General features: G+C 51.9%; 20 protein-coding genes. 11 read left to right on the forward strand and 9 right to left on the reverse strand.

Annotated elements, in window-relative coordinates; translation table 11 throughout:
• Positions 1 to 49: 49 nt before the first annotated feature.
• The 3 genes from RHD99_RS02725 to pepA form a co-directional block, all read right to left on the reverse strand.
• Positions 50 to 2,905: a valine--tRNA ligase gene (locus RHD99_RS02725; protein WP_309877354.1), complete on the reverse strand. Its 2,856-nt coding sequence runs from the start codon at positions 2,903 to 2,905 to the stop codon at positions 50 to 52.
• A gap of 6 nt (positions 2,906 to 2,911) precedes the next feature.
• Complete coding sequence (locus tag RHD99_RS02730) at positions 2,912 to 3,370, reverse strand: DNA polymerase III subunit chi (protein WP_309877355.1); 459 nt, start codon at positions 3,368 to 3,370, stop codon at positions 2,912 to 2,914.
• A 232-nt stretch (positions 3,371 to 3,602) separates the two neighbouring features.
• Positions 3,603 to 5,114 carry a leucyl aminopeptidase gene (gene pepA / locus RHD99_RS02735; RefSeq protein ID WP_183270746.1) on the reverse strand — a complete coding sequence of 504 codons (1,512 nt, stop codon included), beginning with the start codon at positions 5,112 to 5,114 and terminating at the stop codon, positions 3,603 to 3,605.
• Between the two features lie 275 nt (positions 5,115 to 5,389).
• Between pepA and lptF the strand changes: the two genes are divergently transcribed.
• Positions 5,390 to 6,493: an LPS export ABC transporter permease LptF gene (gene lptF / locus RHD99_RS02740; protein ID WP_309877356.1), complete on the forward strand. Its 1,104-nt coding sequence runs from the start codon at positions 5,390 to 5,392 to the stop codon at positions 6,491 to 6,493.
• Positions 6,494 to 7,573, forward strand: a complete 1,080-nt coding sequence (lptG, locus tag RHD99_RS02745; protein WP_309877357.1) for an LPS export ABC transporter permease LptG — start codon at positions 6,494 to 6,496, stop codon at positions 7,571 to 7,573.
• Positions 7,574 to 7,783: 210 nt separating this feature from the next.
• On the opposite strand, the gene RHD99_RS02750 is transcribed toward lptG, so the two are convergent.
• Positions 7,784 to 9,286 carry a helicase HerA-like C-terminal domain-containing protein gene (locus RHD99_RS02750; RefSeq protein ID WP_309877358.1) on the reverse strand — a complete coding sequence of 501 codons (1,503 nt, stop codon included), beginning with the start codon at positions 9,284 to 9,286 and terminating at the stop codon, positions 7,784 to 7,786.
• 135 nt (positions 9,287 to 9,421) lie between these two features.
• Between RHD99_RS02750 and RHD99_RS02755 the strand changes: the two genes are divergently transcribed.
• Positions 9,422 to 11,062: a glycerone kinase gene (locus RHD99_RS02755; protein ID WP_309877359.1), complete on the forward strand. Its 1,641-nt coding sequence runs from the start codon at positions 9,422 to 9,424 to the stop codon at positions 11,060 to 11,062.
• 25 nt (positions 11,063 to 11,087) lie between these two features.
• Here RHD99_RS02755 and RHD99_RS02760 read toward each other — a convergent pair whose 3' ends face one another.
• Positions 11,088 to 11,588, reverse strand: a complete 501-nt coding sequence (locus RHD99_RS02760; protein WP_309877360.1) for a M48 metallopeptidase family protein — start codon at positions 11,586 to 11,588, stop codon at positions 11,088 to 11,090.
• A gap of 207 nt (positions 11,589 to 11,795) precedes the next feature.
• Between RHD99_RS02760 and rlmG the strand changes: the two genes are divergently transcribed.
• On the forward strand, positions 11,796 to 12,932 hold the full coding sequence (rlmG, locus tag RHD99_RS02765; RefSeq protein WP_183270740.1) for a 23S rRNA (guanine(1835)-N(2))-methyltransferase RlmG: 1,137 nt from the start codon (positions 11,796 to 11,798) through the stop codon (positions 12,930 to 12,932).
• On the opposite strand, the gene RHD99_RS02770 is transcribed toward rlmG, so the two are convergent.
• Entirely contained in the window at positions 12,929 to 14,947 is a 2,019-nt protein-coding gene (locus tag RHD99_RS02770; protein ID WP_309877361.1) for an oxidoreductase, read from the reverse strand. The genes rlmG and RHD99_RS02770 overlap by 4 nt on opposite strands.
• Before the next feature lie 455 nt (positions 14,948 to 15,402).
• On the opposite strand from RHD99_RS02770, the gene RHD99_RS02775 reads away from it, so the two are divergent.
• A complete protein-coding gene (locus RHD99_RS02775; RefSeq protein WP_309877362.1) occupies positions 15,403 to 16,797 on the forward strand; it encodes a carbohydrate porin in 1,395 nt (464 codons plus the stop codon).
• Positions 16,798 to 16,825: 28 nt separating this feature from the next.
• Here the strand turns inward: RHD99_RS02775 and lsrK are convergent, their stop codons facing one another.
• The gene (gene lsrK / locus RHD99_RS02780) at positions 16,826 to 18,406 is read right to left on the reverse strand and encodes an autoinducer-2 kinase (protein ID WP_309877363.1); all 1,581 of its coding nucleotides are present in this window, start codon (positions 18,404 to 18,406) and stop codon (positions 16,826 to 16,828) included.
• Positions 18,407 to 18,437: 31 nt separating this feature from the next.
• Positions 18,438 to 19,409, reverse strand: a complete 972-nt coding sequence (gene lsrR, locus RHD99_RS02785) for a transcriptional regulator LsrR (protein ID WP_309877364.1) — start codon at positions 19,407 to 19,409, stop codon at positions 18,438 to 18,440.
• 230 nt (positions 19,410 to 19,639) lie between these two features.
• Here lsrR and lsrA point away from each other — a divergent pair, with 230 nt between their 5' ends.
• Genes lsrA through lsrG form a run of 6 tightly spaced genes read left to right on the forward strand, consistent with a single transcriptional unit; the run spans position 19,640 to position 25,368 of the window.
• Positions 19,640 to 21,121, forward strand: coding sequence for an autoinducer 2 ABC transporter ATP-binding protein LsrA (gene lsrA, locus RHD99_RS02790; RefSeq protein WP_309879059.1), 1,482 nt, complete (start codon positions 19,640 to 19,642; stop codon positions 21,119 to 21,121).
• The gene (lsrC, locus tag RHD99_RS02795) at positions 21,118 to 22,149 is read left to right on the forward strand and encodes an autoinducer 2 ABC transporter permease LsrC (protein WP_309877365.1); all 1,032 of its coding nucleotides are present in this window, start codon (positions 21,118 to 21,120) and stop codon (positions 22,147 to 22,149) included. The genes lsrA and lsrC overlap by 4 nt, the downstream gene beginning before the upstream one ends.
• A complete protein-coding gene (gene lsrD, locus RHD99_RS02800; RefSeq protein WP_309877366.1) occupies positions 22,150 to 23,151 on the forward strand; it encodes an autoinducer 2 ABC transporter permease LsrD in 1,002 nt (333 codons plus the stop codon). It abuts the gene before it with no gap.
• A gap of 6 nt (positions 23,152 to 23,157) precedes the next feature.
• A complete protein-coding gene (gene lsrB, locus RHD99_RS02805; RefSeq protein WP_309877367.1) occupies positions 23,158 to 24,177 on the forward strand; it encodes an autoinducer 2 ABC transporter substrate-binding protein LsrB in 1,020 nt (339 codons plus the stop codon).
• A gap of 10 nt (positions 24,178 to 24,187) precedes the next feature.
• Positions 24,188 to 25,078 carry a 3-hydroxy-5-phosphonooxypentane-2,4-dione thiolase gene (gene lsrF, locus RHD99_RS02810; RefSeq protein WP_183270732.1) on the forward strand — a complete coding sequence of 297 codons (891 nt, stop codon included), beginning with the start codon at positions 24,188 to 24,190 and terminating at the stop codon, positions 25,076 to 25,078.
• Positions 25,075 to 25,368: a (4S)-4-hydroxy-5-phosphonooxypentane-2,3-dione isomerase gene (gene lsrG, locus RHD99_RS02815; RefSeq protein ID WP_183270731.1), complete on the forward strand. Its 294-nt coding sequence runs from the start codon at positions 25,075 to 25,077 to the stop codon at positions 25,366 to 25,368. The genes lsrF and lsrG overlap by 4 nt, the downstream gene beginning before the upstream one ends.
• Before the next feature lie 33 nt (positions 25,369 to 25,401).
• On the opposite strand, the gene RHD99_RS02820 is transcribed toward lsrG, so the two are convergent.
• A complete protein-coding gene (locus RHD99_RS02820) occupies positions 25,402 to 26,370 on the reverse strand; it encodes a WaaS/CpsH family glycosyltransferase (protein ID WP_309877368.1) in 969 nt (322 codons plus the stop codon).
• Positions 26,371 to 26,436 lie beyond the last annotated feature (66 nt).

The raw sequence follows: 26,436 nt of genomic DNA on the forward strand, positions 1-26,436 counted from the left end.
TAAAAAAGGCCGGGAAATTTCCCGGCCTTTTAACTTTCAGCAAATCCAATTACAGCGCGGCAATCACAGCCTGCTGCTCAATCAGTTTCGCTTTTGCATCGGCGAAAGCAACCATGCGCTCACGCTCTTTAGCCACCACGTCAGCGGGTGCACGTGCGACAAAACCTTCGTTGGACAACTTGCCTTCGATTTTGCCAATCTCGATTTCGATCTTCGCAACTTCTTTAGCCAGACGCTCAATTTCAGCGGCTTTGTCGACCAGACCAGCCATTGGGATCAGCAGTTCTGCGCCGTCGATAATTTTGGTCACGGAAACCGGACCTTTATCATCAGCCGGCAGCAGGGTGATGCTTTCCAGACGTGCCAGGTTTTGCAGGAAGGTACGGTTCGCGTTTACGCGACGTTCCGCTTCTGCACTCACGTTACGCAGCAGCACTTCCAGCGGTTTGCCCGGAGCAATGTTCATCTCAGCACGAATGTTACGTACTGCGGTGATTGCCTGCTTCAGCCACTCGGTATCAGAGAACGCAGCTTCGTCGTCCTGAGCGCTGTTATACGCCGGGAACGGTTGCAGCATAATGGTATCGTCGGTGATGCCTTTGAAGGTTTTCACACGCTGCCAGATGGTTTCCGTGATGAATGGAATGATTGGATGCGCAAGACGCAGCAAACCTTCCAGCACGTTGATCAGCGTATTACGCGTGCCGCGCAGTTCCGCCTCACTACCGCTGTTCATGACCGGTTTGGTCAGCTCCAGATACCAGTCACAGAACTGGTTCCAGGTGAATTCATACAGAATGTTGGCCGCGATATCAAAGCGATAGGTGTCCAGCGCTTCACGGTATGCCTTCACGGTGCGGTTGAATTCCGCCAGAATCCAGCGGTCTGCCAGCGACAGAACCATTTCGCCGCCGTTAAAGCCGCAATCCTGGTCTTCGGTATTCATCATCACGAAACGGCTGGCGTTCCACAGCTTGTTACAGAAGTTGCGATAACCTTCCAGGCGCTTCATGTCCCAGTTGATGTCGCGACCCGTAGAGGCCAACGCTGCCAGCGTAAAGCGCAATGCATCGGTGCCGTGCGGCTCGATACCGTTCGGGAATTGCTTCTCGGTTCGTTTGCGGATTTTCTCAGCCAACTGTGGCTGCATCATGTTACCGGTACGCTTCTCAAGCAGGTCTTCCAGGGAAATACCATCAACCATATCCAGTGGATCGATAACGTTACCCTTGGACTTAGACATTTTCTGCCCTTCGTCATCACGGATAAGACCGGTCATGTAAACGGTTTTAAACGGAACCTGTGGTTTGCCGTCTTCATCTTTGATGAAGTGCATGGTCAGCATGATCATGCGCGCAATCCAGAAGAAGATGATGTCGAAGCCGCTGACCATCACGCTGGTCGGGTGGAAGGTACGCAGCGCTTCGGTATTCTCAGGCCAGCCTAAAGTGGAGAACGTCCACAGACCGGAAGAGAACCAGGTATCCAGAACGTCTTCGTCCTGGTTCAATGCAACGTCGTCGCCCAGGTTATTTTCAGCACGGACTTCCGCTTCGTTACGGCCAACGTAGACGTTGCCATTGGCATCGTACCAGGCCGGGATGCGGTGACCCCACCAAAGCTGACGTGAAATACACCAGTCCTGAATATCGCGCATCCAGGAGAAGTACATGTTTTCGTATTGCTTCGGCACGAACTGAATGTCGCCCTGCTCAACAGCTTCAACCGCAACTTTAGCCAGTGGAGCCGTGCGCACGTACCATTGGTCGGTCAGCATAGGTTCGATAACCACGCCGCCACGGTCACCGTAAGGAACGGTCAGATCGTGTGGTTTGATCTCTTCCAGCAGACCCATTTCTTCGAACGCTGCAACGACCGCTTTACGTGCGGCAAAACGTTCCAGCTTCTGGAACTGAGCGGGGATTTCGTTACCGTAAACGGTAGATTCTTCACCGTTGGTATCAAACACTTCTGCCGCTTCACGGATATCACCGTCGAAGGTCAGGATGTTGATCATTGGAAGCTGGTGACGACGACCTACTTCATAGTCGTTAAAGTCGTGCGCAGGCGTGATTTTCACACAGCCGGTGCCTTTTTCCATGTCAGCGTGTTCGTCGCCAACAATAGGAATAAGGCGGTTAACCAGCGGCAGCACCACGAATTTACCGATCAAATCTTTATAACGTGGATCTTCCGGGTTCACAGCCACGCCAGTGTCACCGAGTACGGTTTCTGGACGCGTGGTGGCGACAACCAGGTAATCTTTGCCGTCAGCGGTTTTCGCGCCGTCAGCCAGCGGATAACGCAGGTGCCACATAGAACCTTTGGACTCGCGGTTTTCTACTTCCAGATCGGAGATAGCGGTACGCAGTTTCGGGTCCCAGTTTACCAGGCGCTTGCCGCGATAAATCAGGTCTTCTTTGTACAGGCGAACGAACACTTCTTTCACCGCGTTGGACAGCCCTTCGTCCATGGTGAAGCGTTCGCGCTCCCAATCTACGGAGTTGCCAAGACGACGCATCTGACGGGTGATGGTGCCACCAGACTCTGCCTTCCACTGCCAGATTTTCTCGATAAACGCATCGCGACCGTAGTCGTGGCGTGTTTTACCTTCTTCGGCGGCAATTTTGCGCTCTACGACCATCTGGGTCGCGATGCCGGCGTGGTCAGTCCCCGCCTGCCACAGGGTGTTTTTACCCTGCATGCGCTGGTAACGAATCATGGTGTCCATGATCGTTTGCTGGAAGGCGTGACCCATATGCAAGCTGCCGGTAACGTTCGGCGGCGGGATCATGATGCAGAAGCTTTCCTGGCTGGTGTCGCCATTTGGCTTAAAGTAGCCCTGCTGTTCCCAGTGCTCGTAAAGCGGCTGTTCGATATCTTGCGGGTTATATGTCTTTTCCATTGTCTGCTATGTCGTTCCCGGCGGGGTATGAGTCGCCGTAGTCAAGTGGAAACCAGCAACGCGATACGCCTTGTAGCGATCACGGGCCAGTTGTTTCTGGGATTCTTCGTAAGGTACGAAGTCTATCACTTCATGGAAAGCGGTGGCAAAATCTGCAAACTGCGGCAAAAGGCTAATCAGTACATCGCGTGGTGAACTACCACGCCGCTGCGGCCAGGCCAATTCTACCGGAGCACCATAACGTGGGCCTTCACCGGCAAGATTATGCGGTACAAACGCGTGTGCGTCGCGCTGCCAAAGTGCTTCATCCAGACGGATAGCTTGTTGTTCATCAACACAAGCAATCAGCAGGCGTTTCCCTGCGCGAAAGCTTTCTGCCGCCAGTTCACACACCAACGCTTCAACGGCATTCAACTCCCCGGAGGGTGTGTCGTTGTCGAGCAGGTAGAACGTCGCGTTTTTCATTTGTTTCGCATCTTTAGAATCATGAGTTTCCCCTCATCCCGGCCTTCTCCCAAAGGAGAAAACCGAATGACGCCCTCACCCTAACCCTCTCCCCCAGGAGAGGGGACTTTCTTTGCTCCCTCACCTTTAAGGGGGAGAGGACTTTCTTTGCTCCCTCTACCTTGAGGGAGAGGGGACTTTCTTTACTCCCTCTCCCTTGAGGGAGAGGGCCGGGGTGAGGGGGATTTCGTCGTTAGTCTTCGCCGTTAAACCCTGAACGATTTAACAGGAATTGCGACAGTAACGCCACTGGACGACCGGTCGCACCTTTGGCTTTACCTGAACGCCAGGCCGTACCTGCGATGTCCAGGTGAGCCCAGTTGTACTTGCGGGTAAAGCGTGACAGGAAGCAAGCCGCAGTAATTGCGCCACCAGGACGGCCACCGATGTTTGCCATATCAGCAAAATTGGAGTCCAGCTGATCCTGGTATTCATCGGCGATTGGCAGACGCCATGCACGGTCACCGGCTTGTTCAGATGCGCCGATCAGTTCGTGTGCCAGCGGGTTGTGGTTAGACATCAAACCGGTGATGTGATGACCCAAAGCAATCACACATGCGCCGGTCAGTGTTGCCACATCGATAACCACATCTGGCTCGAAGCGCTCAACATAGGTCAGTACGTCACACAATACTAAACGGCCTTCTGCGTCAGTGTTGAGCACTTCGACAGTTTGGCCGGACATCGTTGTCAGCACGTCACCCGGGCGATAAGCACGTCCGCCAGGCATGTTCTCACAGCCCGCCAGCACGCCAATCACGTTAATCGGCAAGTTAAGTTCTGCAACCATGCGCATAACGCCGTACACAGAAGCGGCACCGCACATGTCGTATTTCATCTCATCCATGCCTTCGGCAGGTTTGATTGAAATACCGCCGGAGTCGAACGTCAGGCCTTTACCGACCAGCACGATTGGACGCACATCTGGTGAGTTATTACCTTTGTATTCGATGACAGACATCAGTGATTCGTTCTGGGAACCATCACCTACCGCGAGGTAGGAGTGCATACCCAGCTCTTTCATCTGCTGCTCACCGATAACACGAGTGACAACGTTTTTGCTGAAAGAATCTGCAAGCTGACGCGCCTGAGAGGCCAGGTACGCTGCGTTACAGATATTAGGTGGCATATTGCCAAGATCTTTTGCCGCTTTAATACCGGCAGCAATAGCCAGACCATGCTGAATGGCACGTTCGCCGCTCGTCAGTTCGCGACGGGTTGGCACGTTAAAGACCATTTTACGCAGCGGACGACGTGGTTCGCTTTTGTTGGTCTTCAATTGATCGAAGCTATACAAAGACTCTTTTGCCGTTTCCACTGCCTGGCGTACTTTCCAGTACGTGTTACGACCTTTAACGTGCAGTTCGGTCAGGAAGCAAACGGCTTCCATCGAGCCAGTATCATTTAGAGTATTGATCGTTTTCTGGATAACTTGCTTATACTGACGCTCATCCAGCTCACGCTCTTTGCCACACCCAATCAGCAGAATGCGCTCTGAAAGCACGTTCGGAACATGGTGAAGCAATAAAGTTTGACCGGGTTTTCCCTCAAGCTCACCACGGCGCAATAAGGCGCTGATGTAGCCATCGCTGATTTTATCGAGTTGTTCGGCGACCGGGGACAGGCGACGCGGTTCAAAGACTCCCACAACGATGCAGGCACTACGCTGTTTCTCGGGGCTACCGCTTTTTACACTGAACTCCATGCACTACGCTCCTGAATCTTAAAGACAACAACGGTGGCTACAGCTAGAATTGCAAGCTTTCGTAACTCATGTCCGCGGTTGCGATGACTTCGTGTTAATCTTACGAGTATGTTTTTACTGTTTCGGCGACGTCAATTAAATCACCCTGTGCCAGAAACTTGCTGAGCTTATTAATCTTAGCGATGTTTTCGACGACTCAAGAGAATAAATGACGTATAAGCGATGAAACAAGCGATTTTCCTGCAAAAAGACTCGTTTTCACAGGCGTATTTAATGTGATTATCATAAGATATCTGGTTCGGGAGACGTTCAAAAGCCAACTTGCGATCCTCTTCATTCTGCTGCTGATTTTCTTTTGTCAGAAGCTTGTCAGGATTCTTGGGGCGGCGGTTGACGGCGACATTCCGACAAATCTCGTTTTCTCTCTTTTAGGGCTGGGCGTGCCTGAAATGGCGCAACTTATCCTGCCTCTTAGCCTTTTCCTTGGGCTACTCATGACGTTTGGGCGTCTGTATACCGAAAGCGAAATCACGGTAATGCATGCCTGTGGCTTGAGTAAAGCGGTGCTGATCAAAGCTGCAATGATCCTCGCACTCTTTACTGGCGCGGTTGCTACCATCAACGTGATGTGGCTTGGCCCGTGGTCTTCACGTCATCAGGATGAAGTGTTGGCGGAAGCCAAAGCTAACCCTGGTATGGCTGCTCTGGCACAAGGCCAATTCCAGCAAGCGACCGATGGCAGCTCAGTACTGTTTATCGAGAGCGTCAACGGTTCAAGCTTCAAGGATGTGTTCCTTGCGCAATTGCGCCCGAAAGGTAATGCACGTCCTTCTGTTGTGGTGGCTGATTCCGGTCATTTATCACAGCGGGCAGATGGCTCTCAGATTGTGACGCTCAATACCGGTACCCGTTTTGAAGGTACTGCGATGCTGCGTGACTTCCGTATTACTGACTTCCAGGATTATCAGGCGATTGTTGGGCACCAGACGGTAGCGCTTGATCCCGATGATTCCAGTCAGATGTACATGCGCACCTTATGGGCAAACGATGCGCCTAACGCCCGCGCAGAATTACACTGGCGCCTCACGCTGGTGTTGACCGTATTTATCATGGCGTTGATGGTTGTTCCGTTGAGTGTGGTGAACCCGCGTCAGGGTCGTGTGCTTTCGATGCTGCCAGCCATGCTGTTGTATTTAGTGTTCTTCCTGCTTCAGACGTCCCTGAAATCCAATGCGGCGAAGGGGAAAATCGACCCAATGATTTGGATGTGGTTGGTTAACCTGGTCTATTTTGCCATCGCAGTTGTGCTCAATGTGTGGGATACAGTGCCGATGCGTCAGCTACGTGCACGCTTTAGCAAAACACGAGGAGCAGCATAAATGTTTGGTGTTCTCGACCGTTATATCGGTAAAACCATCTTCACCACTATCATGATGACGCTGTTCATGCTGGTGTCGTTGTCGGGCATTATTAAGTTTGTCGACCAGTTGAAAAAGGCCGGTCAGGGCAGCTATTCGGCGATGGGCGCGGGGGTTTATACCGTCCTGAGCGTCCCAAAAGACATCCAGATTTTCTTCCCGATGGCCGCACTTCTTGGTGCGCTGTTGGGGCTGGGAATGTTGGCACAGCGTAGTGAGCTGGTGGTCATGCAAGCCTCCGGTTTTACCCGTATGCAAATCGCATTGTCAGTCATGAAAACGGCGATTCCGCTGGTGTTGCTGACGATGGCGATTGGCGAATGGGTTGCACCGCAAGGTGAACAAATGGCGCGTAATTACCGTGCGCAACAGATGTACGGTGGTTCTTTGCTGACGACCCAGCAAGGTTTATGGGCGAAAGATGGCCACAGCTTTGTCTATATCGAACGTGTGAAAGGTAATAACGATCTCGCGGGCGTTAGCATCTACAGCTTTAACAAAGAGCGACGTCTGGAATCCGTGCGATATGCTGCCTCAGCGCAATACGATGTGGAGCATAAGGTATGGCGATTGTCTCAGGTTGATGAATCTAATCTCAGTGACCAGAAACAAATTACCGGCTCACAGACTGTCAGTGGCGAGTGGAAAACTAACTTAACCCCAGACAAACTGGGCGTGGTAGCGCTCGACCCTGATGCGCTGTCGATTAGCGGCCTGCATAACTACGTGAAGTATCTTAAAGCCAGCGGACAAGATGCTGGGCGTTACCAGCTCAATATGTGGAGCAAAATCTTTGCGCCACTCTCTGTCGCGGTCATGATGTTGATGGCGCTGTCGTTCATCTTCGGCCCGCTGCGTAGTGTGCCGATGGGGGTGAGGGTCGTCACCGGTATTAGCTTTGGTTTTGTGTTCTATGTACTTGACCAGATCTTTGGCCCGCTGAGTCTGGTGTACAGCATCCCGCCGATTTTGGGGGCGTTGCTGCCAAGCGCGACTTTCTTCTTGATTAGTCTCTGGCTGATGATGAAGCGCTCCGGCTAATACCCTTCGTCTTTCGAGCTGCATTTTTGTTGGCTTTCCTCGCTCACCCCAGTCGCTTACTCAAGTAAGCTCCTGGGGATTTGCTGCGTCGCCGCCGCGATGTAACTCGAAATCCATTGGGTATAAACTCTTTGTCTCAAAATAGAGTTATACCCAAATTACTCCAGGGCACAGCTAACACCGCTGCAACTTGAAGTATGAAGGGGATTATTAGCGCTTACGCCCACCCATAATACTCCCCAAAACTCCGCGTATAATTTGATTCGTCACCTGACGTGCAGCGCTCTTCGCCATGGTTTGTACCACGCCATCTTTCTTACCGCCTCGCGGGCCCGTCGTACCAAACAGAATATCTTTCAGCCCGCCAAGAATGCCGCCATCAACCGCAACCGACTCGCCTTTCGCAGGCGGTGCATTTTGCTGTTCGCTCGCTGCCTGAACACCTTGCTGTAAGCGCTCATAGGCGGATTCCCTGTCGACCGTTTCATCGTATTTACCGTACAGCGCGGAGTGATTGAGCAACCCGTTACGCTCGTCGTCGGTGACGGGTCCCATACGTGAACAGGGTGCTATCACCATGGCACGCTCAACTACGGTCGGGCTGCCTTTTTCATCCAGCAATGAGATGAGTGCTTCGCCGGTTCCCAACTCCTGAATCGCTTTCTCGGTGTCGAATTTAGGATTAGCCCGCATGGTTTGCGCTGCGGTTTTCACCGCTTTCTGGTCTTTTGGCGTAAAGGCACGTAACGCATGTTGGATACGATTACCTAACTGCCCGAGAATCGTGTCAGGAATGTCCGACGGGTTTTGGGAAACGAAATAAACCCCAACCCCTTTGGAGCGAATCAGGCGAATAACCTGCTCGATTTTATCCAGCAGAACTTGTGGTGCATCGTTAAACAGCAGATGCGCTTCATCAAAAAAGAACACTAATTTTGGCTTTTCCAGGTCGCCGGCTTCTGGCAACTGCTCATAGATTTCTGAAAGCATCCACAGCAAACTGGCGGCATACAGCTTCGGCATCTGATAAAGCTTTTCGGCTGACAGAATATTGATAACGCCTTTACCGTTGGCGTCGGTACGCATCCAGTCTTTGATATCCAGCATCGGTTCGCCAAAGAAATATTCGGCACCTTGTTGTTCTAGTTGCAATAGCCCGCGTTGAATAGCGCCAACCGAAGCACTGCTGATATTGCCGTACTGGTTCTGGAACGATTTCGCGTTATCGCCGATGTACTGCGTCGCGGCGCGCAAGTCTTTAAAATCGAGCAGCAATAGCCCCTGGTCATCTGCAATGCGGAAAATGATTTGCAGCACACCGGCTTGTACTTCATTAAGGTTTAGCAGCCGAGAAAGCAGCAATGGGCCAAGGTCAGATACCGTTGCGCGAACCGGGTGACCTTTTTCACCAAAAATGTCCCACAACACCACCGGATTATTGTGCGGTGACCAGTCCGTCACGCCAATTTTTGCCAGTCGTGCGAGCAGCTTTTCAGACTCAACACCTTCTTGCGCAATGCCGGTGAGGTCACCTTTTACATCCGCCATAAATACCGGTACGCCAATCTCTGAAAACGACTCAGCCAGTTTTTGCAGCGTCACCGTTTTGCCTGTGCCGGTTGCACCGGTTATCAGCCCATGGCGGTTTGCCATGCTGGGCAGCAAATGCAGTTCTTGTTCAGTGGTTCTGGCAACCAGGAGCGGTGCAGTCATGATGATTTCCCTGTGGTGACATTTCCATAAGCATAGCAATTGCATACAGAACGTCATCAGCCAAAATCCTGGTTTGCGGCAGTCCTCGCAGCAAAGGCTATGCTTTGCATAGGCATGACTTAATTTTGGGAAACTATGTCCAGATTCTTCTTTAATGACCGTAAGCAAATGGTCAACGACGCCATCGAAGGCGTCATCATCAGCTCTCGTTTTCGCAATTTGACCCGTTTAGATACCGATCCCGCTATTCGCGTGGTGGTTCGCAAGGACTGGAACAAAAGCAAAGTCGCGATTATTTCAGGCGGTGGTTCGGGTCATGAACCGGCTCACGCAGGCTTTGTCGGCAAAGGGATGTTAACCGCAGCTGTCTGCGGCGACCTGTTTGCTTCGCCAAGCGTGGACGCAGTATTAAACGCGATTGTGGCGGTCACGGGGGACAGAGGCTGCTTACTTATCGTCAAAAACTACACGGGCGATCGTCTGAATTTCGGACTGGCAGCGGAGAAGGCCAAAAAACATGGCCTGAAAGTCGAGATGGTTATTGTGGGTGACGATATTTCTCTGCCCGATAACAAACAGCCCCGCGGGATTGCCGGAACAGTACTGGTACACAAAATTGCGGGCTTTGCCGCAGAGCAGGGGAAGTCTTTGAGTGATGTTCGAGACATCGCGCAAAGTGCCTGCGACAGCATTGCCAGCATGGGGGTCGCCATGCAAACCTGCAATTTGCCAGATCAATATGAGGAAGAAGGGCGAATTAAAGGCGGACATATCGAGTTAGGGCTGGGGATTCACGGCGAACCCGGAGCCAGCACGCTGGATAGCCAAAACAGCCAGAAGACGATGGCTACGCTTGTGAAACATTTGCGTAAAAAGACCGGCGCTGACGCAAGGCTCGCCGTGCTGATTAACAATCTTGGTGGCGTTTCGCCTCTGGAAATGGCTCTGCTCACCAAAGAGCTCGTGCATTCAGAATTAAAGGATCAAATCGACTATTTGATTGGCCCGGCACCGTTGGTTACCGCGCTGGATATGAAAGGGTTTTCACTGTCAGCCATTGTGCTTAATGAGAATTTTATCAAAGCGTTGCATGCAGATGTGGAAACGGCAGGCTGGTGTCCGATGGTGAAACTCCACGCGATGCCGATGCAAAAACACAGTGTGGTACGTACAGAGTCATCGGCAAAACCGTCGGAAAACCCGTACGTCAAAGCGCTGGTTGCAAACATCACGCATACGCTTATCGAGCAAGAAAAAGCGTTGAATTCGCTGGATGCGAAAGTGGGGGATGGTGATACCGGCTCCACGTTTGCTCAAGGCGCCAGAGATATCGCGCAGCTCAATGAGGATGGCAAACTGCCACTCAATGATAGTGCCGCGTTGTTAGAGTTAATTGGGGAACGCCTGGCGACGGTAATGGGCGGTTCAAGCGGCGTGCTGATGTCTATTTTCTTTACCGCCAGCGGGCAAAAAGTGGCTAAAAAGCAGCCGCTTGCGGATGCGCTGTTATTTGGTCTGGAACAAATGAAACGCTACGGTGGGGCCGCTCCTGGCGATCGCACGCTAATTGACGCATTGCAGCCTGCGCTAGAAGCATTAAAAAATAGCGACCTGAGCGCTGCGGTGAAGGCCGCGCAACAGGGAGCAGATGCCACCGCGCAAATGCAAAAAGCCAATGCCGGGCGCTCGTCATATGTGAATAGCGAGAACCTGAAAGGCGTGAAAGACCCTGGCGCTGTGGCAATCGCTGCGGTCTTTGCAGGGCTGGAAAAATAACGTCACCGGGGGATTCCCCGGTTTATTATGCTTGCCCGTTCAAGGCCATCTGCGTCAACCACAGCCGCGTATCAAACTCCAGTTGGTGATATTGCGGTTCCATATGGCAGCACAACGAGTAAAACGCTTTGTTGTGATCTTTTTCTTTCAGGTGCGCAAGTTCGTGAACCACGATCATGCGCAAAAAGGCTTCTGGCGCATTTTTAAATACGCTTGCCACACGAATCTCAGCTTTGGCTTTTAACTTGTTTCCCTGAACGCGGGACACCGCCGTGTGTAAACCCAACGCATTATTCAGCACATGAATTTTGCTGTCGTAAGCCACTTTGTTGATCGGTGGCGCATTGCGCAGGTACTGGTTTTTAAGGTCCTGCGTCCAGGCATACAGCGCTTTATCCGTGGTGATGCTATGCGTATCTGGATACCGTTTTTGCAGCACTTCCCCCAGACGTTGTTCAGCAATCAGAGTCCGAACCTGGGAGAGCAAATGCTCCGGGTAGCCCTGTAGATAAGTTAATTTGCTCATTCGTCTCTCTTGCTCGTCATCTTTCAAAAGGTAGCGGCGGTAGCTGCGCTCACTCACCCCAGTCACTTACCAGAGTCAGCTCCTGGGGATTCACTCTCTTGCATCTTGCTGTCTTTCGAAAGCTATAGAGCAGTTTGAGGAAAAAAAAGGGTATACTCACGCCCCCATTCGGGGATTACGCCGAAATTTTACCATCCAGGAGGGCCGATGAGCCAATTAGACAACGGTTTCCGTTCACTGACACTAAAACGTTTTCCAGAAACGGATGACGTTAACCCACTACAGGCGTGGGAAGCTGCGGATGACTACTTACTGCAGCAACTGGACGAAATCGAAATCAGTGGCCCGGTCCTGATTTTCAACGATAACTTCGGGGCGCTTTCTTGCGTGCTGGCTGAACACAAGCCGTATAGCATCAGCGACTCGTATCTGAGCGAACTGGCTATCCGTGAGAATTTACGTGAGAACAACATCGCTGAGTCCAGCGTCACGTTCCTTGATAGCACCGCAACATATCCGGAAGCACCCGCAGTCGTTCTGATTAAGATCCCTAAAACGCTGGCGTTGCTGGAACAACAGTTGCGCGCACTGCACGCCGTGGTCACACCGGAAACTCGCATTATAGCGGGTGCGAAAACGCGTGATATTCACAACTCAACTATCGAGTTGTTTGAAAAGATCCTTGGACCGACCACGACCACTCTGGCCTGGAAAAAGGCTCGTCTGATCAACTGTACTTTCAATGCACCCGTACTGAAAGAATCCGCAGAAACCCTGAGCTGGAAACTGGAAGGCACGCCGTGGACGATTCACAACCACGCGAACGTCTTTTCTCGTACCGGTCTGGACATCGGCGCACGCTTCTTCATTGAGCATTTACCGACAAACCTGGAAGGCGAGATCGTCGATTTAGGTTGTGGTAACGGCGTGATTGGCCTGCATTTGCTTGAGCAAAACCCGGAAGCGAAGGTTGTTTTTGTTGATGAATCACCGATGGCGGTGGCGTCGAGCCACAAGAACGTTGAATTCAACATGCCGGAAAATCTGGAGCGCTGTGAGTTTATGATTAACAACGCGCTGTCGGGCGTTGAGCCATATCGCTTTAACACCATCCTGTGTAATCCGCCGTTCCATCAGCAGCATTCGCTGACTGACCAGGTGGCGTGGGAAATGTTCCACCATGCGCGTCGTTGCCTGCAAAATGGCGGTGAGCTTTACATCGTCGCTAACCGCCATCTGGACTACTATCACAAACTGAAGAAGATCTTCGGTAACTGCGATACCGTTGCGACCAACAAAAAGTTCGTCGTTTTAAAAGCGGTAAAACTCGGTCGTCACCGCTAAATTTCCAGTGCTAACTGGGTGCCCTGTGCGATTGCACGTCGGGCATCCAGTTCCATTGCCACATCCGCACCGCCAATCAAATGCACGGTTTTCCCCAGTTCTTGTAATGGCGCAACCAGTTCACGGCGCGAATCTTGTCCGGCACAAATAATCACGTTATCCACGTTTAGCGTTTGCGGCTCCCCACCTACCGTGATGTGCAGCCCTTCATCGTCAATGCGTTCGTAAGTTACCCCTGCCAGCATTTTTACACCACGCGCCAAAAGCGTCGTGCGATGTATCCAGCCCGTCGTTTTGCCAAGCCCTTCACCAGGTTTACTGGTTTTGCGTTGCAGCATCACAATCTGGCGCGGGCTTTTATGCAACTGAGCGCCTTCAGGACGCAGGCCACCCGCGTGTTGCAGGCTGGTGTCGATACCCCATTCCACACAAAACTCGGCGATATTCTGGCTGGTGGATTCTCCTTCCTGGCTTAAATACATCGCGGTATCAAAGCCAATACCGCCAGCCCCAATAATCGCTACACGGTTGCCCACTGGCGCTTTCTCACGCAACACATCGATATAACTCAAGACTTTAGGGTGTGCGATGCCCTCAATAAGCGGCAAGCGTGGTTCGATGCCGCAGGCGAGAATAATCTCGTCGAACGCTTCGAGCATGGAGGCGGTGACGTATTGATTCAAACGAACGTCCACCCCGGTCAAATCCAGCATGCGGCGGTAATAGCGCAGCGTTTCGTAAAACTCCTCTTTGCCGGGGATCTGTTTGGCAATATTGAATTGGCCGCCGATTTCTGAGGCTGCATCAAATAATGTCACGTTGTGACCACGCGCTGCGGCATTAATGGCAAAAGCCAGACCCGCAGGACCCGCCCCGATAACCGCCAGATTTTTATGCACCATCGCCGGGACAATCGGCATTTTAGTCTCATGGCAGGCACGTGGATTGACCAGGCATGAGGTCACTTTGCCGAGGAAAATCTGATCCAGGCAGGCCTGATTGCAGCCGATGCAGGTGTTGATTTCATCTTCGCGCCCTTGCTGGGCTTTGGATACAAACTCCGCGTCGGCGAGGAAGGGCCGCGCCATTGACACCATATCGGCGTCGCCACTAGCGACAATGTTCTCAGCGGTTTGCGGATCGTTAATTCGGTTGGTGGTCACCAGTGGAATAGTCACTGAGCCTTTGAGTTTGCGTGTAACCCAGCTAAACGCCCCACGTGGAACCGGCGTGGCGATGGTCGGAATTCTCGCCTCATGCCAGCCAATGCCGGTGTTAATTAATGTGGCACCTGCTTTTTCTATCGCTTTAGCAAGCTGAATAGCTTCATCAAGCGTGCCACCGCCATCGACTAAATCCAGCATCGACAGGCGATAGATGATAATAAAATTCGTCCCCACTTTTTCACGCACCGCCCGCACGACTTCTATCGCAAAACGCATGCGTCTCGCGTAATCGCCGCCCCATTCGTCATCGCGCTGGTTCGTTCTTGCTGCCAAAAACTGGTTAATCAAATAGCCTTCGGAACCCATAATTTCGACGCCATCGTATCCGGCAAGCTGGGCAAGGTTCGCGCATTGGGCGAAATCTTCAATCAGGGTCAGGATTTCTTCATGGCTCAGGGCGTGGGGTTTAAAACGGTTGATTGGTGCCTGAATTGCTGAGGGGGCGACAGGGTTTGGCTGGTAGCTATAACGCCCGGTGTGCAAGATTTGCAGGGCAATTTTACCGCCTTCGCGGTGCACAGCATCGGTGACAATCTGATGATGGGCAAGCTGGCTTGCATCGTTGAGTACCGCGCCGCTTTCCACGCCAACACCTGAAGGCGAAGGCGCTACACCGCCAGTGACAATCAGCGCAACGCCGTGGCGTGCGCGCTCAGCATAAAACGCCGCTAAACGATCGGCACCCTTCGGGTGTTCCTCAAGTCCGGTATGCATCGAACCCATTAGCACACGGTTTTTAAGTGTGGTGAAACCCAGGTCTAGCGGGGCAAACAGCGATGGATAGCTCATACATTCTTCCTACAGGTTCATTATTATTATGTGGTCGGATGAGTTAGTAATTTAGCGGGCTACGGCGCTTAAGGGAAAAAAGGGATCAAATGATTGTGACGGGATTCAAAGTTCTTCCGTTTTCTTGGTCACCCCTCCAACATTAACGGCGATCGCGATGAATTATGAATTTACGTTTTTTAATTCATAAATTGCCGAAAAATGCTTGGTAATATTATATGTCGGTACGGATATATACTTTATATAAATATATATGGTTCGTATTTTCTATTTTTACAAAAATGAATGTGATGCGGATAATACATTTGCTATTTGCCTGGGTGCCGTCAAATTAAAGTTGTTATGTTCTTACTGAGTACCTCTTATAAATAATCCCAGTTTGAGCGCCATTGCTGGTGTGTTTGCCTAATACATTGGTAGGGGCTATTTAATAATGAATATTATAAGGACATAGTATGTATCTAAAAATAAAAACACTGGCACTTTTTGTGGGCGCAATGTTATCAACAGGAGCAATAGCATCAAGCCAGCAAAGCGCACTTGAACAACGCCTGAATCAATTAGAACAACGCTTACAAGCCGCAGAACAGCGGGCTTCTAATGCAGAAACGGAAATTCAACAGCTTAAATCTAAACCGATACCACCACAGGCCACCGCCCCGGTTGCGGTCGTCAGTGAGCAATCCGTTAATAGTGCAACCGATAATAAGTCGCCAAAATTAACATTAACCGGCTATGGCGATTTAAAAATATATGGTGATGTGGAGTTTAACATGGACGCCGCCAGTCGCAGTAATGGCCTGACGTCTATGCGTCGCAGTGCCAATACAAATTGGACTGATGGGAATAATGAACGATGGGATATTAATGGTCGTATTCTGTTAGGTTTTGATGGATATCGCCGGATGCAAAATGGCAATTTCGCCGGATTCACCGTACAACCATTAGCCGATTTAACCGGCCATATGAATCTTGATGATGCGGCTTTCTTCTTTGGTCATGAGAACGACTGGAAGGTGAAAGTGGGCCGCTTCGAAGCCTACGATATGTTCCCCCTTAATCAGGATACTTTTGTTGAGTATTCCGGTAACACCGCCAACGATCTCTACGGCGATGGTTACGGCTACATCTACATGATGAAAGAAGGGCGCGGGCGAAGCGATACGGGCGGCAATTTCATGCTGAGCAAAAATATCGACAACTGGTACTTTGAGCTCAACACCCTGCTGGAAAACGGTACTTCGTTGTATCAGGACAAGTCATATCACGGCAATGAATTGGTTAACGACAAAAACGTCGCTTACCTGCGTCCCGTTATCGCGTGGTCAAAAGAGCGTTTCTCAGTCGCCGCGGCAATGGAAGCGCAGGTCGTAGATAACGCTTACGGTTATGTCGATGCAAACGGCCAAACGGTAGATCAATCAAGCCGTACTGGCTACGGCTTGACCATGACGTGGAATGGTCAGAAAAGCGATCCGGATAATGGCATCGTCGCCAACCTTAATACCGCGTATCTGGATGCTGCTGATGAAACCGACTTTACCGCAGGCGTAAACGCCCTGTGGAAGAATTTCGAACTCGGTTACATCTACGCCCACAACGACATTGATAAGTTTGATGTGACAAGTGCCGTACAAAACTGTGATAGCGACTGCTGGATAACCAATGCGGGTACTTACGATATCCACACTATCCACTCTTCCTATCTGTTCCCGAACGTCATGGGCATGAAGAACTTTAATATCTATCTCGGTACTTACGTGTCGTGGGTCAGCGCGGATAACGATTCCAGCGAAGGCAGCGACAACACCCGTTACGGCGGGCGCGTAAGATTTAAGTACTATTTCTGATTTAAGCCTTAAACGCCCTCGCCAAACCTTAAGGGTGAGGGCGCACTACCAGCCCAGGTGCCTGCCACATTGACGTTGTCAAACCACTATCAACCAGCGTCAGTTGATCGGCATAGACCTTCATCCACTTGCGCTTCATCTCGTCGTACAGCTCGCGATGCGCCAGGTTCGGCGTAAATTCGCGCTGCCATTGCACCAGTCGCTCTCCCGCATCCGCCAGATTATTAAACAACCCCGCCCCGACGCCCGCAGCAATCGCGCAACCGAGCGCTGTCGCTTCTTTGACGACGGGGACACGCACCGGTAAGCCCGTCACGTCACTTAAAATCTGGCTCCACAACGCGCCTTTTGAGCCACCACCGGCAAATACCAACGACTCAAATTGAATACCTGAAAATCCGGAGATTTGTTCAAGATTGCAGGCCGACACCATCGCCGCGTTTTCTTCAAGCGCTCGAAACAGCGTCGCTTTGTTGCAAATTTCTGGGTCGATGGAGAGGTTAATAAACGACGGTGCCGCGTGATACCACTGCTTGAAATGCATGGCGTCCGAGAAAATCGGCATTACGCCGTGGGAGCCCGCCGGAACCCGCGCAGCCATATCCTCGAGTAACGCGTAAGTATCCACGCCAAGCCTCTCGGCCATCAGCTTTTCTTCAGCGCAAAATGCATCGCGGAACCAGCGCATCGTCAGACCGGTGAAAAAACTGATGGATTCTGCCTGCACCATATTGCCGATAACGTGTGGGTTCACGCGGATGTTCATGTCAGGATCGGTTTTGATTGCGGGTAGATTCACGACCTGTTGCCAGAAGGTACCGCCCAATACTGCAGCTTGCCCTGCCCGAACCACACCCAGCCCGACGCAGCCGAGCTGCACATCGCCACCTCCCATAATGACCGGTGTTCCAGCAAGCAAACCGCTTTGTTGCGCGGCATCCTGGGTGACGAGGCCGAGCACGGTGCCCGTTTCTTTTACCGGAGAGAGAATATCCGCCCGCAAGCCCGCCATATCTAATAGCGCGGGCTGCCAGTCGCGGGTCGATAGATCAAGCATGCCAGTGGTTCCGGCATTGGAAGGATCGACCGCCAGTTCACCACTGAGTTTGGCCGCCAGCCAGTCGCTAATCATCGTGACGGTAGCCGCCTGGCGATAAATATCGGGACGATGATGCGCAAGCCACAGCAGGCGTGGCATAGCGCTTAATGCCAGCGTCTGGCCGGAAACATGGTAAACCTCAGATTCAAACTGGTTATCGTGGATCTCTTTGAGTTCGGCGACTTCACGGCTGGCACGGGCGTCAACGTTGGCACACGCCCAGATTGGTGTGCCATTCCGGTCATAAAGCACGATCCCTTCACGCATCGAACAGCAGGAAACTGCGCTGATAGCGCCAGGGGGAAGATGCGCTTTTTGCAGTGCTTCGCGGATGCACTGGCAGGCGAGCTGCCAGTTGGTGATGAGATCAAACTCCATGGAGCCGGGGACGTCGGCCACACTCAAGTGTTTCCATTCGGCCTGACCAACGGCAATCTGGTGGCCTGACGTATCGAAGATCACGGCGCGGATGCTGCCCGTTCCGGCGTCCAGTGCAAGTAAATAACTCATGAAAACGATCCCCGCAGCTTATGGCGCGGGGTTAATCAGCCAGTGCTAACACCGCCCGCGCAGTCTCTTCTTCCGTCACCAGGCCATTGATTCGCTGACCTTGCAGTGCGGCATAAATTGCGTCCGCTTTATCTGTCCCGCCAGCAACACCCAGAATAGTGGGGAGATGCGCCAGGTCATCGAGCGTCACGCCAAGTAATTCGCGGTGAATTTCCAATCCCTCCACCAGTTCGCCATCCGCTTGCAGGAAATAGCCCAGAATATCGCCCACCGCACCTTTGCGGGCGTACATCAGTTGTTCGCCTTCACTGATATAACCGGAACGCAAAATGGTGGCATCGCGCTTTTGATTAATCGCACCAATACCCACCACCGCGACATCAGCGGCGGTTGCCGCAAGAATCACATCACGCACGCTAGATTCCATGCGCAAAATCTCAGCCACCTGCGGTGATGAAACCCGTAAAGGGGCGGGGATCATGCTGACACTACACGCGGCATCTAATTGGCCGATGCCTGTCATATATGGCCCGACACCGCCAGAAAGCGTCACCAGACGGATCTGCTGTGAGCTGATAAACCCACTCAAATGTTGCAGGCAGTTCATGGTCGCTTCACCAAAACCCACCGCCAGTAATTGCCCCGGTTCCAGAATGCCCATCAACGACTGAGCCGCGCCAATGCCTAAACGGGTGTTCATCGTCGGCGTGTTGTGTGCTGGAAGCACACGGGCGATTTTCAGGCCAAACCGTTGTTGTAACTGAGTTTCCAGCGCCAGGCATCCTTCAAACCGGGAGTTAATTTGTACGCGAATGACCCCCGACTGACGGCCTTTTTCCAGCAGGCGCGAAATCTTTAAACGCGGCAAACCGAGTCGCTCACCAATGTCATTCTGGGTTAACCCGTCGTGGTAATAAGACCAGGCCACACGCGCCAACAACTCTTCTTCTGCCATCGGCAAGGCGGCTAACTTGCCTTCTTCTGCTGCTCGTTTATCGCTCATAGATGAACTCTTATTGAAATTTAGATCATATGTTCGGAAATGTAGGTCGGAAAGTGTGAGGCACATGGCAAAAGGATCATTTTCAGATGCGGATGGTTTAGCTGATCTATTTAAAAATATTGTGATCTCTGCCCTGTTGTAAAAATCATCCGGCGTCTACGCTTTTGAACATTATTAATTCAAATTCTCTTTTGTTCAATTGTGGAGTGAAGATGCCCAACACCACCGCAATGCTGGAAGCTCACCACATCAGCAAACAATTCTCAGGCGTAAGCGTCCTGAAAGGTATTGATTTTGCTCTGTATGCAGGGCAAGTCCACGCATTGCTGGGGGGAAATGGTGCCGGGAAGTCGACACTGATGAAGATTTTCGCCGGTGTCGAAACGGCGGATAGCGGTGAACTGAAGGTCCACGGTAAAGCATTTGGGCGGCTCAAACCGGGGCAGGCGCATGAACTGGGGATTTATCTGGTACCGCAAGAACCGATGTTATTCCCCAATCTCACGGTGCGTGAAAACATACTTTTCCGTCTGCCACGCCAACGTGATATTGAGAAACGGCTGCAAGAGAAAATGCGCCAACTTGAGTGCCAGATACCGCTCGGCGCAACCGCCAGCACGTTAGAAGTGGCCGATCAGCAAATGGTTGAGATCCTGCGCGGCCTAATGCGCGAGGCGAAGATCTTGATCCTTGATGAACCCACCGCCTCACTCACTCCTGGGGAAACCGAGCGCCTGTTCCGCCAGATCCGCGCGTTGCAAAATCTGGGCGTCGGCATTGTTTTTATCTCGCACAAACTGCCAGAGATCCGCCAGATCGCCAGCCATATCTCGGTGATGCGCGACGGAGCGGTGGTGCTGCAAGGCGAAACCTCTCAGTTGTTGGATGAACAGTTGATCAATGCGATGACGCCCGTCGACCGTAAGCATGCGCTGAGCGATACACAAAAACTGTGGCTGGCACTGCCGGGTAATCGGCGCACCGAGCCGCAAGATTTTCCGGTATTGCGCGTGGAAGAGGTCACCGGAGAAGGTTTTATCGATCTCAGTTTTGAGCTGTACGCAGGAGAGATCGTCGGCCTTGCGGGACTGGTTGGATCCGGGCGCACGGAGTTAGCTGAAACACTGTATGGCCTGCGTCCCGTACGTGGCGGCCGCATCTATATGGAAAACCGGGAAATTAGCGGCGATCGTACGAAATCACGTCTTGATCGCGGGCTTATCTATTTGCCGGAAGACCGGCAAGTTTCAGGTCTTTTTCTTGATGCGCCGATCCGCTGGAATACCGTCGCGCTTAACGAACCGAGTGTCTGGCAGCAAAGCAAACGGGAAGCCGCGGTGGTGGAACGCTATCACCGTGCGCTGGGGATAAAACTCAATAATGCCGAGCAAACCGTGCGCACCCTTTCTGGCGGCAATCAGCAAAAAGTCTTGTTGGCTCGTTGCCTGGAAGCCAATCCGTTGCTGCTGATCATTGATGAGCCAACGCGGGGCGTTGATGTCGCGGCGCGGGCGGATATTTATCAGCTGATCAAAAGTGTGGCGGCGCAAAACGTCGCGGTGCTGATGATCTCATCTGATCTCGACGAGTTCAGTGGGCTTGCGGATCGTGTGCTGGTGATGCATCAGGGCGCAATGAACGGTGAATTACGCAAACCCTCGATAACGGTCGAAAGCATGATGAGCATGGCATTTGGCGGAGGTAAAGCATGAAGAAATTGCTTCGCAACCGTGAACTGAGCGCGCTACTGGCGATCGTCGCCCTGTTTGCCGTGCTGGTGGCGCTCAACCATAGCTACTTCAGCCTGCAAACCCTGAGCATGATCTTCACCAGCGCGCAGATTCTAATCCTGCTGGCAGTGGGCGCGACCATGGTGATGCTGACACGCAACATCGACGTTTCTGTGGGATCAACGGTCGGCTTGTGCGCAATCGCGGTGGGTGTTGCGCTGAACAGTGGTTACAGCTTGCCTGTAGCGATGCTGTTTGCATTGCTGATTGGTGCAATAGCGGGCTTCTTTAACGGTGTGTTGGTGGTGTGGTTACGCATTCCGGCGATTGTCGCCACGCTTGGCACGCTTGGGCTTTATCGCGGCGCGATGCTGTTGTGGACGGGCGGTAAATGGATTGAAGGACTGCCTGCCAGCCTTAAATCACTGTCTGAACCTATCGCGTTGGGTATTTCGCCACTCGGTTTTATGGTGCTGGTTTTAGTGGCGGTCGCCGCATGGATGCTGGCGCGAACCGCTTTCGGGCGTGATTTCTACGCGGCGGGCGATAACCTTGCCGCTGCCCGCCAACTCGGTGTTGCGGTAAACCGCACCCGGCTTTTGGCCTTCACCTTTAACGGCATGCTGGCGGCCATCGCCGGGATTATCTTCGCTTCGCAAATTGGCTTCGTACCGAACCAAACCGGCAGCGGGCTTGAGATGAAAGCCATCGCCGCGTGCGTTCTGGGAGGCATTTCATTGCTTGGCGGGACAGGAACCGTGATTGGCGCATTCCTCGGCGCATTCTTCCTCACCCAAATCGACACCGTATTAGTGCTGTTCAAACTCCCCGCCTGGTGGAATGACTTTATCGCCGGGCTGGTTTTGCTTGGCGTGCTGGTATTGGACGGGCGCTTGCGACAGGCGCTGACTCGCCACCAACGGGCGCAGAAATACAGCCGTTTTGTGCCTCCCTTACCCGGTGCCAAAAACGTGCGGCAATTTCCCCGTAAGAAGAAGGATGTGGCGTAAATGAAGCTGAAACTTAACTGGGAAGTGGCATTGCTGCTGATTTTGGTGATGGAGATTTTGCTGTTTGGGGCAATCAATCCGCGCATGCTGGATATCAACATGCTGCTGTTTAGCACCAGTGATTTCATCTGTATTGGGATTGTGGCACTGCCGTTGACGCTGGTGATTATCAGCGGTGGCATTGATATTTCTCTCGGCTCCACCATTGGCCTGTGCGCGATTGCGCTGGGCGTGATGTTGCAGGCGGGAATACCGATTTCTGTTGCCGTGATCCTCACGCTTGCCGTTGGCCTGTTGTGCGGTGTGTTTAACGCCGCACTGATTCACTACACCGGCATTAGCCCGCTGGTTATCACGCTCGGCACGCTTTATCTGTTCGGTGGTGCAGCGCTTCTGCTTTCTGGCATGGCGGGTGCGACAGGTTATGAAGGCATCGGCGGCTTCCCTGACGCGTTTACTAATTTTGCCAATCTGACGCTTTTCGGCCTGCCGATTCCGCTGCTGATGTTTGCCGTTATCACGTTTCTGTTCTGGCTGCTTGCTCATCGCGCACGCTTTGGTCGCCATATTTTTCTGATTGGACAAAACCCACGCGCCGCGCGTTATGCGGCATTGCCGGTGAACGGTTCGTTGTATGGCGTGTATGGCATGGTGGGGCTGGCTTCGGCGATTGCGGCAATCGTACTGGTTTCTTATTTCGGTTCGGCGCGTTCAGATCTCGGGCGCGATTTACTTATGCCTGCATTAACGGCGGCAGTATTGGGCGGGGCGAATATTTATGGCGGTTCCGGTTCGATTCTGGGTACCGCATTGGCGGCGTTATTAGTGGGGTATTTGCAACAAGGTTTACAGATGGCTGGCGTGCCTAATCAGGTATCGAGTGCGTTGTCCGGTGCGCTGTTGATTGTGGTGGTCATTGGTCGTTCGGTGAGTTTGCACCGCGAATATCTACAAACGGCGTGGCGTCGTTTGCGCGGACACAAAAAACTATCGGGAGTTTGATTGATTATGAAGCAGACAACAAAACGCGTATTACAGCTCAGTGCGTTGGCTTTAGCCTTTGGTGTGGTGAGTGCGCAAGCCGCTGACAGAATTGCCTTTATCCCAAAATTAGTTGGCGTGGGTTTCTTTACCAGTGGCGGTAATGGCGCGATGCAGGCGGGCAAAGACCTTGGTATTCCGGTGACCTACGACGGGCCAACCGAGCCGAGCGTTTCCGGCCAGGTGCAGCTTATCAACAACTTCGTGAACCAGGGTTACAACGCGATTATTGTCTCGGCGGTTTCCCCTGACGGCCTGTGTCCGGCACTTAAACGCGCGATGCAGCGTGGGGTGAAAGTGCTGACCTGGGATTCCGATACCAAACCTGAGTGCCGCAGTATTTACATCAACCAGGGAACGCCGCAACAGCTCGGCGGCATGCTGGTGGATATGGCCGCGAAACAGGTGACCAAACCTGCTGCTAAGGTTGCGTTCTTCTACTCAAGCCCAACCGTGACGGATCAAAATCAGTGGGTAAAAGAGGCGAAGGCGAAAATTGCGAAGGATCATCCTGAGTGGGAAATTGTCACTACGCAGTTCGGCTATAACGACGCCACTAAATCACTGCAAACCGCTGAAGGGATCTTAAAAGCGTATCCGGATCTGGATGCGATCATCGCCCCTGATGCCAATGCGTTACCTGCCGCAGCACAGGCTGCTGAAAACCTGAAACGGACTGATGTCGCCATTGTGGGCTTCAGTACACCAAACGTGATGCGCCCGTATGTGGAACGCGGCACGGTGAAAGCCTTTGGTTTGTGGGACGTCGTGCAGCAGGGTGAAATTGCGGTCAACGTCGCAAATACCTTGCTGAAAAAGGGCGATCTTAACGTGGGCGATAGCGTCGATGTGGCGAAAATCGGCAACCTGAAAGTCGAGCCCAACAGCGTGCAGGGCTATCAGTATGAAGCGAAAGGCAATGGCATTGTGCTGCTGCCGGAGCGTGTAGTGTTCACCAAAGACAACATCGGTAAATACGATTTCTGAGGGAGGAAAAATGGCAGATCTTGACGATATCAGAGACGGCAAAGATTACGGCATTGGCCGCCCGCAGGAGAATAAGGCGTTTTATCTGAAGGGGAGCGGAGCGCTGGATTGGGGCATGCAGTCGCGGCTGGCGCGGATTTTTAATCCCGATACCGGGCGTACCGTGATGCTGGCGTTTGATCACGGCTACTTCCAGGGGCCGACAACCGGCCTTGAGCGCATTGATTTGTCCATCGCACCGCTGTTTCCTGAAACCGATGTGTTGATGTGTACGCGTGGAATTTTGCGCAGCGTCGTGCCGCCAGCCACCAATAAACCGGTAGTGTTGCGCGCATCCGGCGGCAATTCCATCCTCAGTGAACTGTCGCGTGAGAGTGTGGCGGTGACGATGGAAGATGCTCTACGGCTGAATGCCTGTGCGGTCGCGGCGCAGATTTATATCGGTAGCGAATATGAGCATCAGTCGATCAATAACATCATTAAGCTGGTGGACGAAGGCACGCGCTATGGCATTCCAACCCTTGCCGTCACGGGTGTGGGCAAAGAGATGGCGCGTGATGCGCGCTATTTCTCACTGGCGAGCCGTATCGCTGCCGAAATTGGCGCGCAATTTGTGAAGACCTACTTTGTTGAAGAGGGTTTCGAGAAAGTTACCGCCAGTTGTCCGGTGCCGATTGTTATCGCTGGGGGTAAAAAATTACCGGAGCAAGAGGCGTTGGATATGTGTTTCAGAGCCATCGACCAGGGGGCATCTGGCGTGGATATGGGGCGCAATATCTTCCAGTCTGACGCGCCGCTCGCCATGCTCAAAGCGGTGAAAAAGGTAGTGCATGAGAATGTCTCCGTCCGCGAGGCGTATCAGTTCTGGCTGGATGAGAAACATCATGGAGGCAAATCATGAACGTGACGCTGGTGGAAATTAACATTAAGCCGGAACGGGTCGATGAATTTATGGATGTGTTCCGCGCCAATCACGAAGGCTCAATTAAGGAGCCGGGTAATCTGCGTTTTGATGTGTTGCAGGACCCGGAGGTTGCCACGCGATTTTTCATCTACGAGGCTTATCAGAACGATGAGGCGGTGTTAGCGCATAAGCAAACGCCGCACTATCTGGCGTGTGTGGAAAGGCTGGATGGGATGATGTCTGAACCGCGTAAGAAGAGAAGTTTTGTGGGGCTGTTGCCGGGGTGATTTATATGGCGGGTGTGAACCCGCCTGTAAATGTCACGCGACATGTTTTTTCAGCGTTTCCAGCATAGCGTCAGCACTGTATTTCCAGGCAATTTCAGGCTGAACAGCGATGGGTTGCGTGAGTAAAAATTGTTTAAGTTCTTGTTGGTTATTTCCATCATAGATAAAGCAACGAGAGGGATGGTAAAACTCCTGTGCTTTAATGGCCTGGTTATTAGTGATTAATTGTTTATTGAAGACTAATGCTTCTACGGAGCGGAGTGTTAGCCCTGCCTGGTCTGGCTTATTTATTTCAAGAACAAAGCGCGATTGGTTTAGCTTTTTTATATTCTCGTGGTAACTCAATTTTATATTTGTGCAGTTCGATGGATAGTTATGGTTGTTGTATTTATCCATTAAATAAAAATCAGTGTCACAATGGCATTCATTTAACAACGGCGTGATTTCATTTATCAGCGAAACTCTTTCTGGTTGGTAGCCACCCACATAAAAACAACGATTTTCAATGGTGTGCGCTGAATGGCTAATGGATTGAATTTGTTTCCAGGTAAATGGCAGAAACTGCGGGATGTAAGTCAGCCCGTAGGTCTTACTGTCTTGTGGGTCAAAACTGAAAATAATATCGAATACTGGCCTGACGGTTTCAATATAATCCTGATTTTGACCAAGCTGCCCTAGCTTTCTGCGCTTATTGGTCAGGGCTTCAACAGAGTCACGCAGAATGAGTATTTTCTTACATGGCATGGTTTCCACGTAATCCAGAAACGGAAATACGCTGTAACCATTGCAAACAATAACATCGTCTTTGTTAATTGCAGAAAAGCGTCTGGCACAGTGCATTTTCTTATGCATTTTTTTTAGCTGTTCGCCGGGAAGCCATTTATTCACTGATTTGAAGCGGCGCATAATTCGATTGATCTGAAGAACAGGATATTCTTTTGCTAATGAGTCAAGCATCATCTTTTCAAAATCATTAACCCATTCCAGAAAGAAATAGCGCATAAAAATCACAACCACGTGAGAAAAATTTCATGCGATTTTACAGCAATAACGTAAAACTAAAAAGAA

It is taken from the genome of Buttiauxella selenatireducens, from assembly GCF_031432975.1.
Lineage (GTDB): Bacteria > Pseudomonadota > Gammaproteobacteria > Enterobacterales > Enterobacteriaceae > Buttiauxella > Buttiauxella selenatireducens.

What these genes read in the sequence shown, in the direction of transcription:
- RHD99_RS02725 (WP_309877354.1), bottom strand. Translation starts at nt 2,905, where the DNA reads ATGGAAAAGACATATAACCCGCAAGATATCGAACAGCCGCTTTACGAG.
- RHD99_RS02730 (WP_309877355.1), bottom strand. Translation starts at nt 3,370, where the DNA reads ATGAAAAACGCGACGTTCTACCTGCTCGACAACGACACACCCTCCGGG.
- pepA (WP_183270746.1), bottom strand. Translation starts at nt 5,114, where the DNA reads ATGGAGTTCAGTGTAAAAAGCGGTAGCCCCGAGAAACAGCGTAGTGCC.
- lptG (WP_309877357.1), top strand. Translation starts at nt 6,494, where the DNA reads ATGTTTGGTGTTCTCGACCGTTATATCGGTAAAACCATCTTCACCACT.
- RHD99_RS02750 (WP_309877358.1), bottom strand. Translation starts at nt 9,286, where the DNA reads ATGACTGCACCGCTCCTGGTTGCCAGAACCACTGAACAAGAACTGCAT.
- RHD99_RS02755 (WP_309877359.1), top strand. Translation starts at nt 9,422, where the DNA reads ATGTCCAGATTCTTCTTTAATGACCGTAAGCAAATGGTCAACGACGCC.
- RHD99_RS02760 (WP_309877360.1), bottom strand. Translation starts at nt 11,588, where the DNA reads ATGAGCAAATTAACTTATCTACAGGGCTACCCGGAGCATTTGCTCTCC.
- rlmG (WP_183270740.1), top strand. Translation starts at nt 11,796, where the DNA reads ATGAGCCAATTAGACAACGGTTTCCGTTCACTGACACTAAAACGTTTT.
- RHD99_RS02770 (WP_309877361.1), bottom strand. Translation starts at nt 14,947, where the DNA reads ATGAGCTATCCATCGCTGTTTGCCCCGCTAGACCTGGGTTTCACCACA.
- RHD99_RS02775 (WP_309877362.1), top strand. Translation starts at nt 15,403, where the DNA reads ATGTATCTAAAAATAAAAACACTGGCACTTTTTGTGGGCGCAATGTTA.
- lsrK (WP_309877363.1), bottom strand. Translation starts at nt 18,406, where the DNA reads ATGAGTTATTTACTTGCACTGGACGCCGGAACGGGCAGCATCCGCGCC.
- lsrR (WP_309877364.1), bottom strand. Translation starts at nt 19,409, where the DNA reads ATGAGCGATAAACGAGCAGCAGAAGAAGGCAAGTTAGCCGCCTTGCCG.
- lsrA (WP_309879059.1), top strand. Translation starts at nt 19,640, where the DNA reads ATGCTGGAAGCTCACCACATCAGCAAACAATTCTCAGGCGTAAGCGTC.
- lsrC (WP_309877365.1), top strand. Translation starts at nt 21,118, where the DNA reads ATGAAGAAATTGCTTCGCAACCGTGAACTGAGCGCGCTACTGGCGATC.
- lsrD (WP_309877366.1), top strand. Translation starts at nt 22,150, where the DNA reads ATGAAGCTGAAACTTAACTGGGAAGTGGCATTGCTGCTGATTTTGGTG.
- lsrB (WP_309877367.1), top strand. Translation starts at nt 23,158, where the DNA reads ATGAAGCAGACAACAAAACGCGTATTACAGCTCAGTGCGTTGGCTTTA.
- lsrF (WP_183270732.1), top strand. Translation starts at nt 24,188, where the DNA reads ATGGCAGATCTTGACGATATCAGAGACGGCAAAGATTACGGCATTGGC.
- lsrG (WP_183270731.1), top strand. Translation starts at nt 25,075, where the DNA reads ATGAACGTGACGCTGGTGGAAATTAACATTAAGCCGGAACGGGTCGAT.
- RHD99_RS02820 (WP_309877368.1), bottom strand. Translation starts at nt 26,370, where the DNA reads ATGCGCTATTTCTTTCTGGAATGGGTTAATGATTTTGAAAAGATGATG.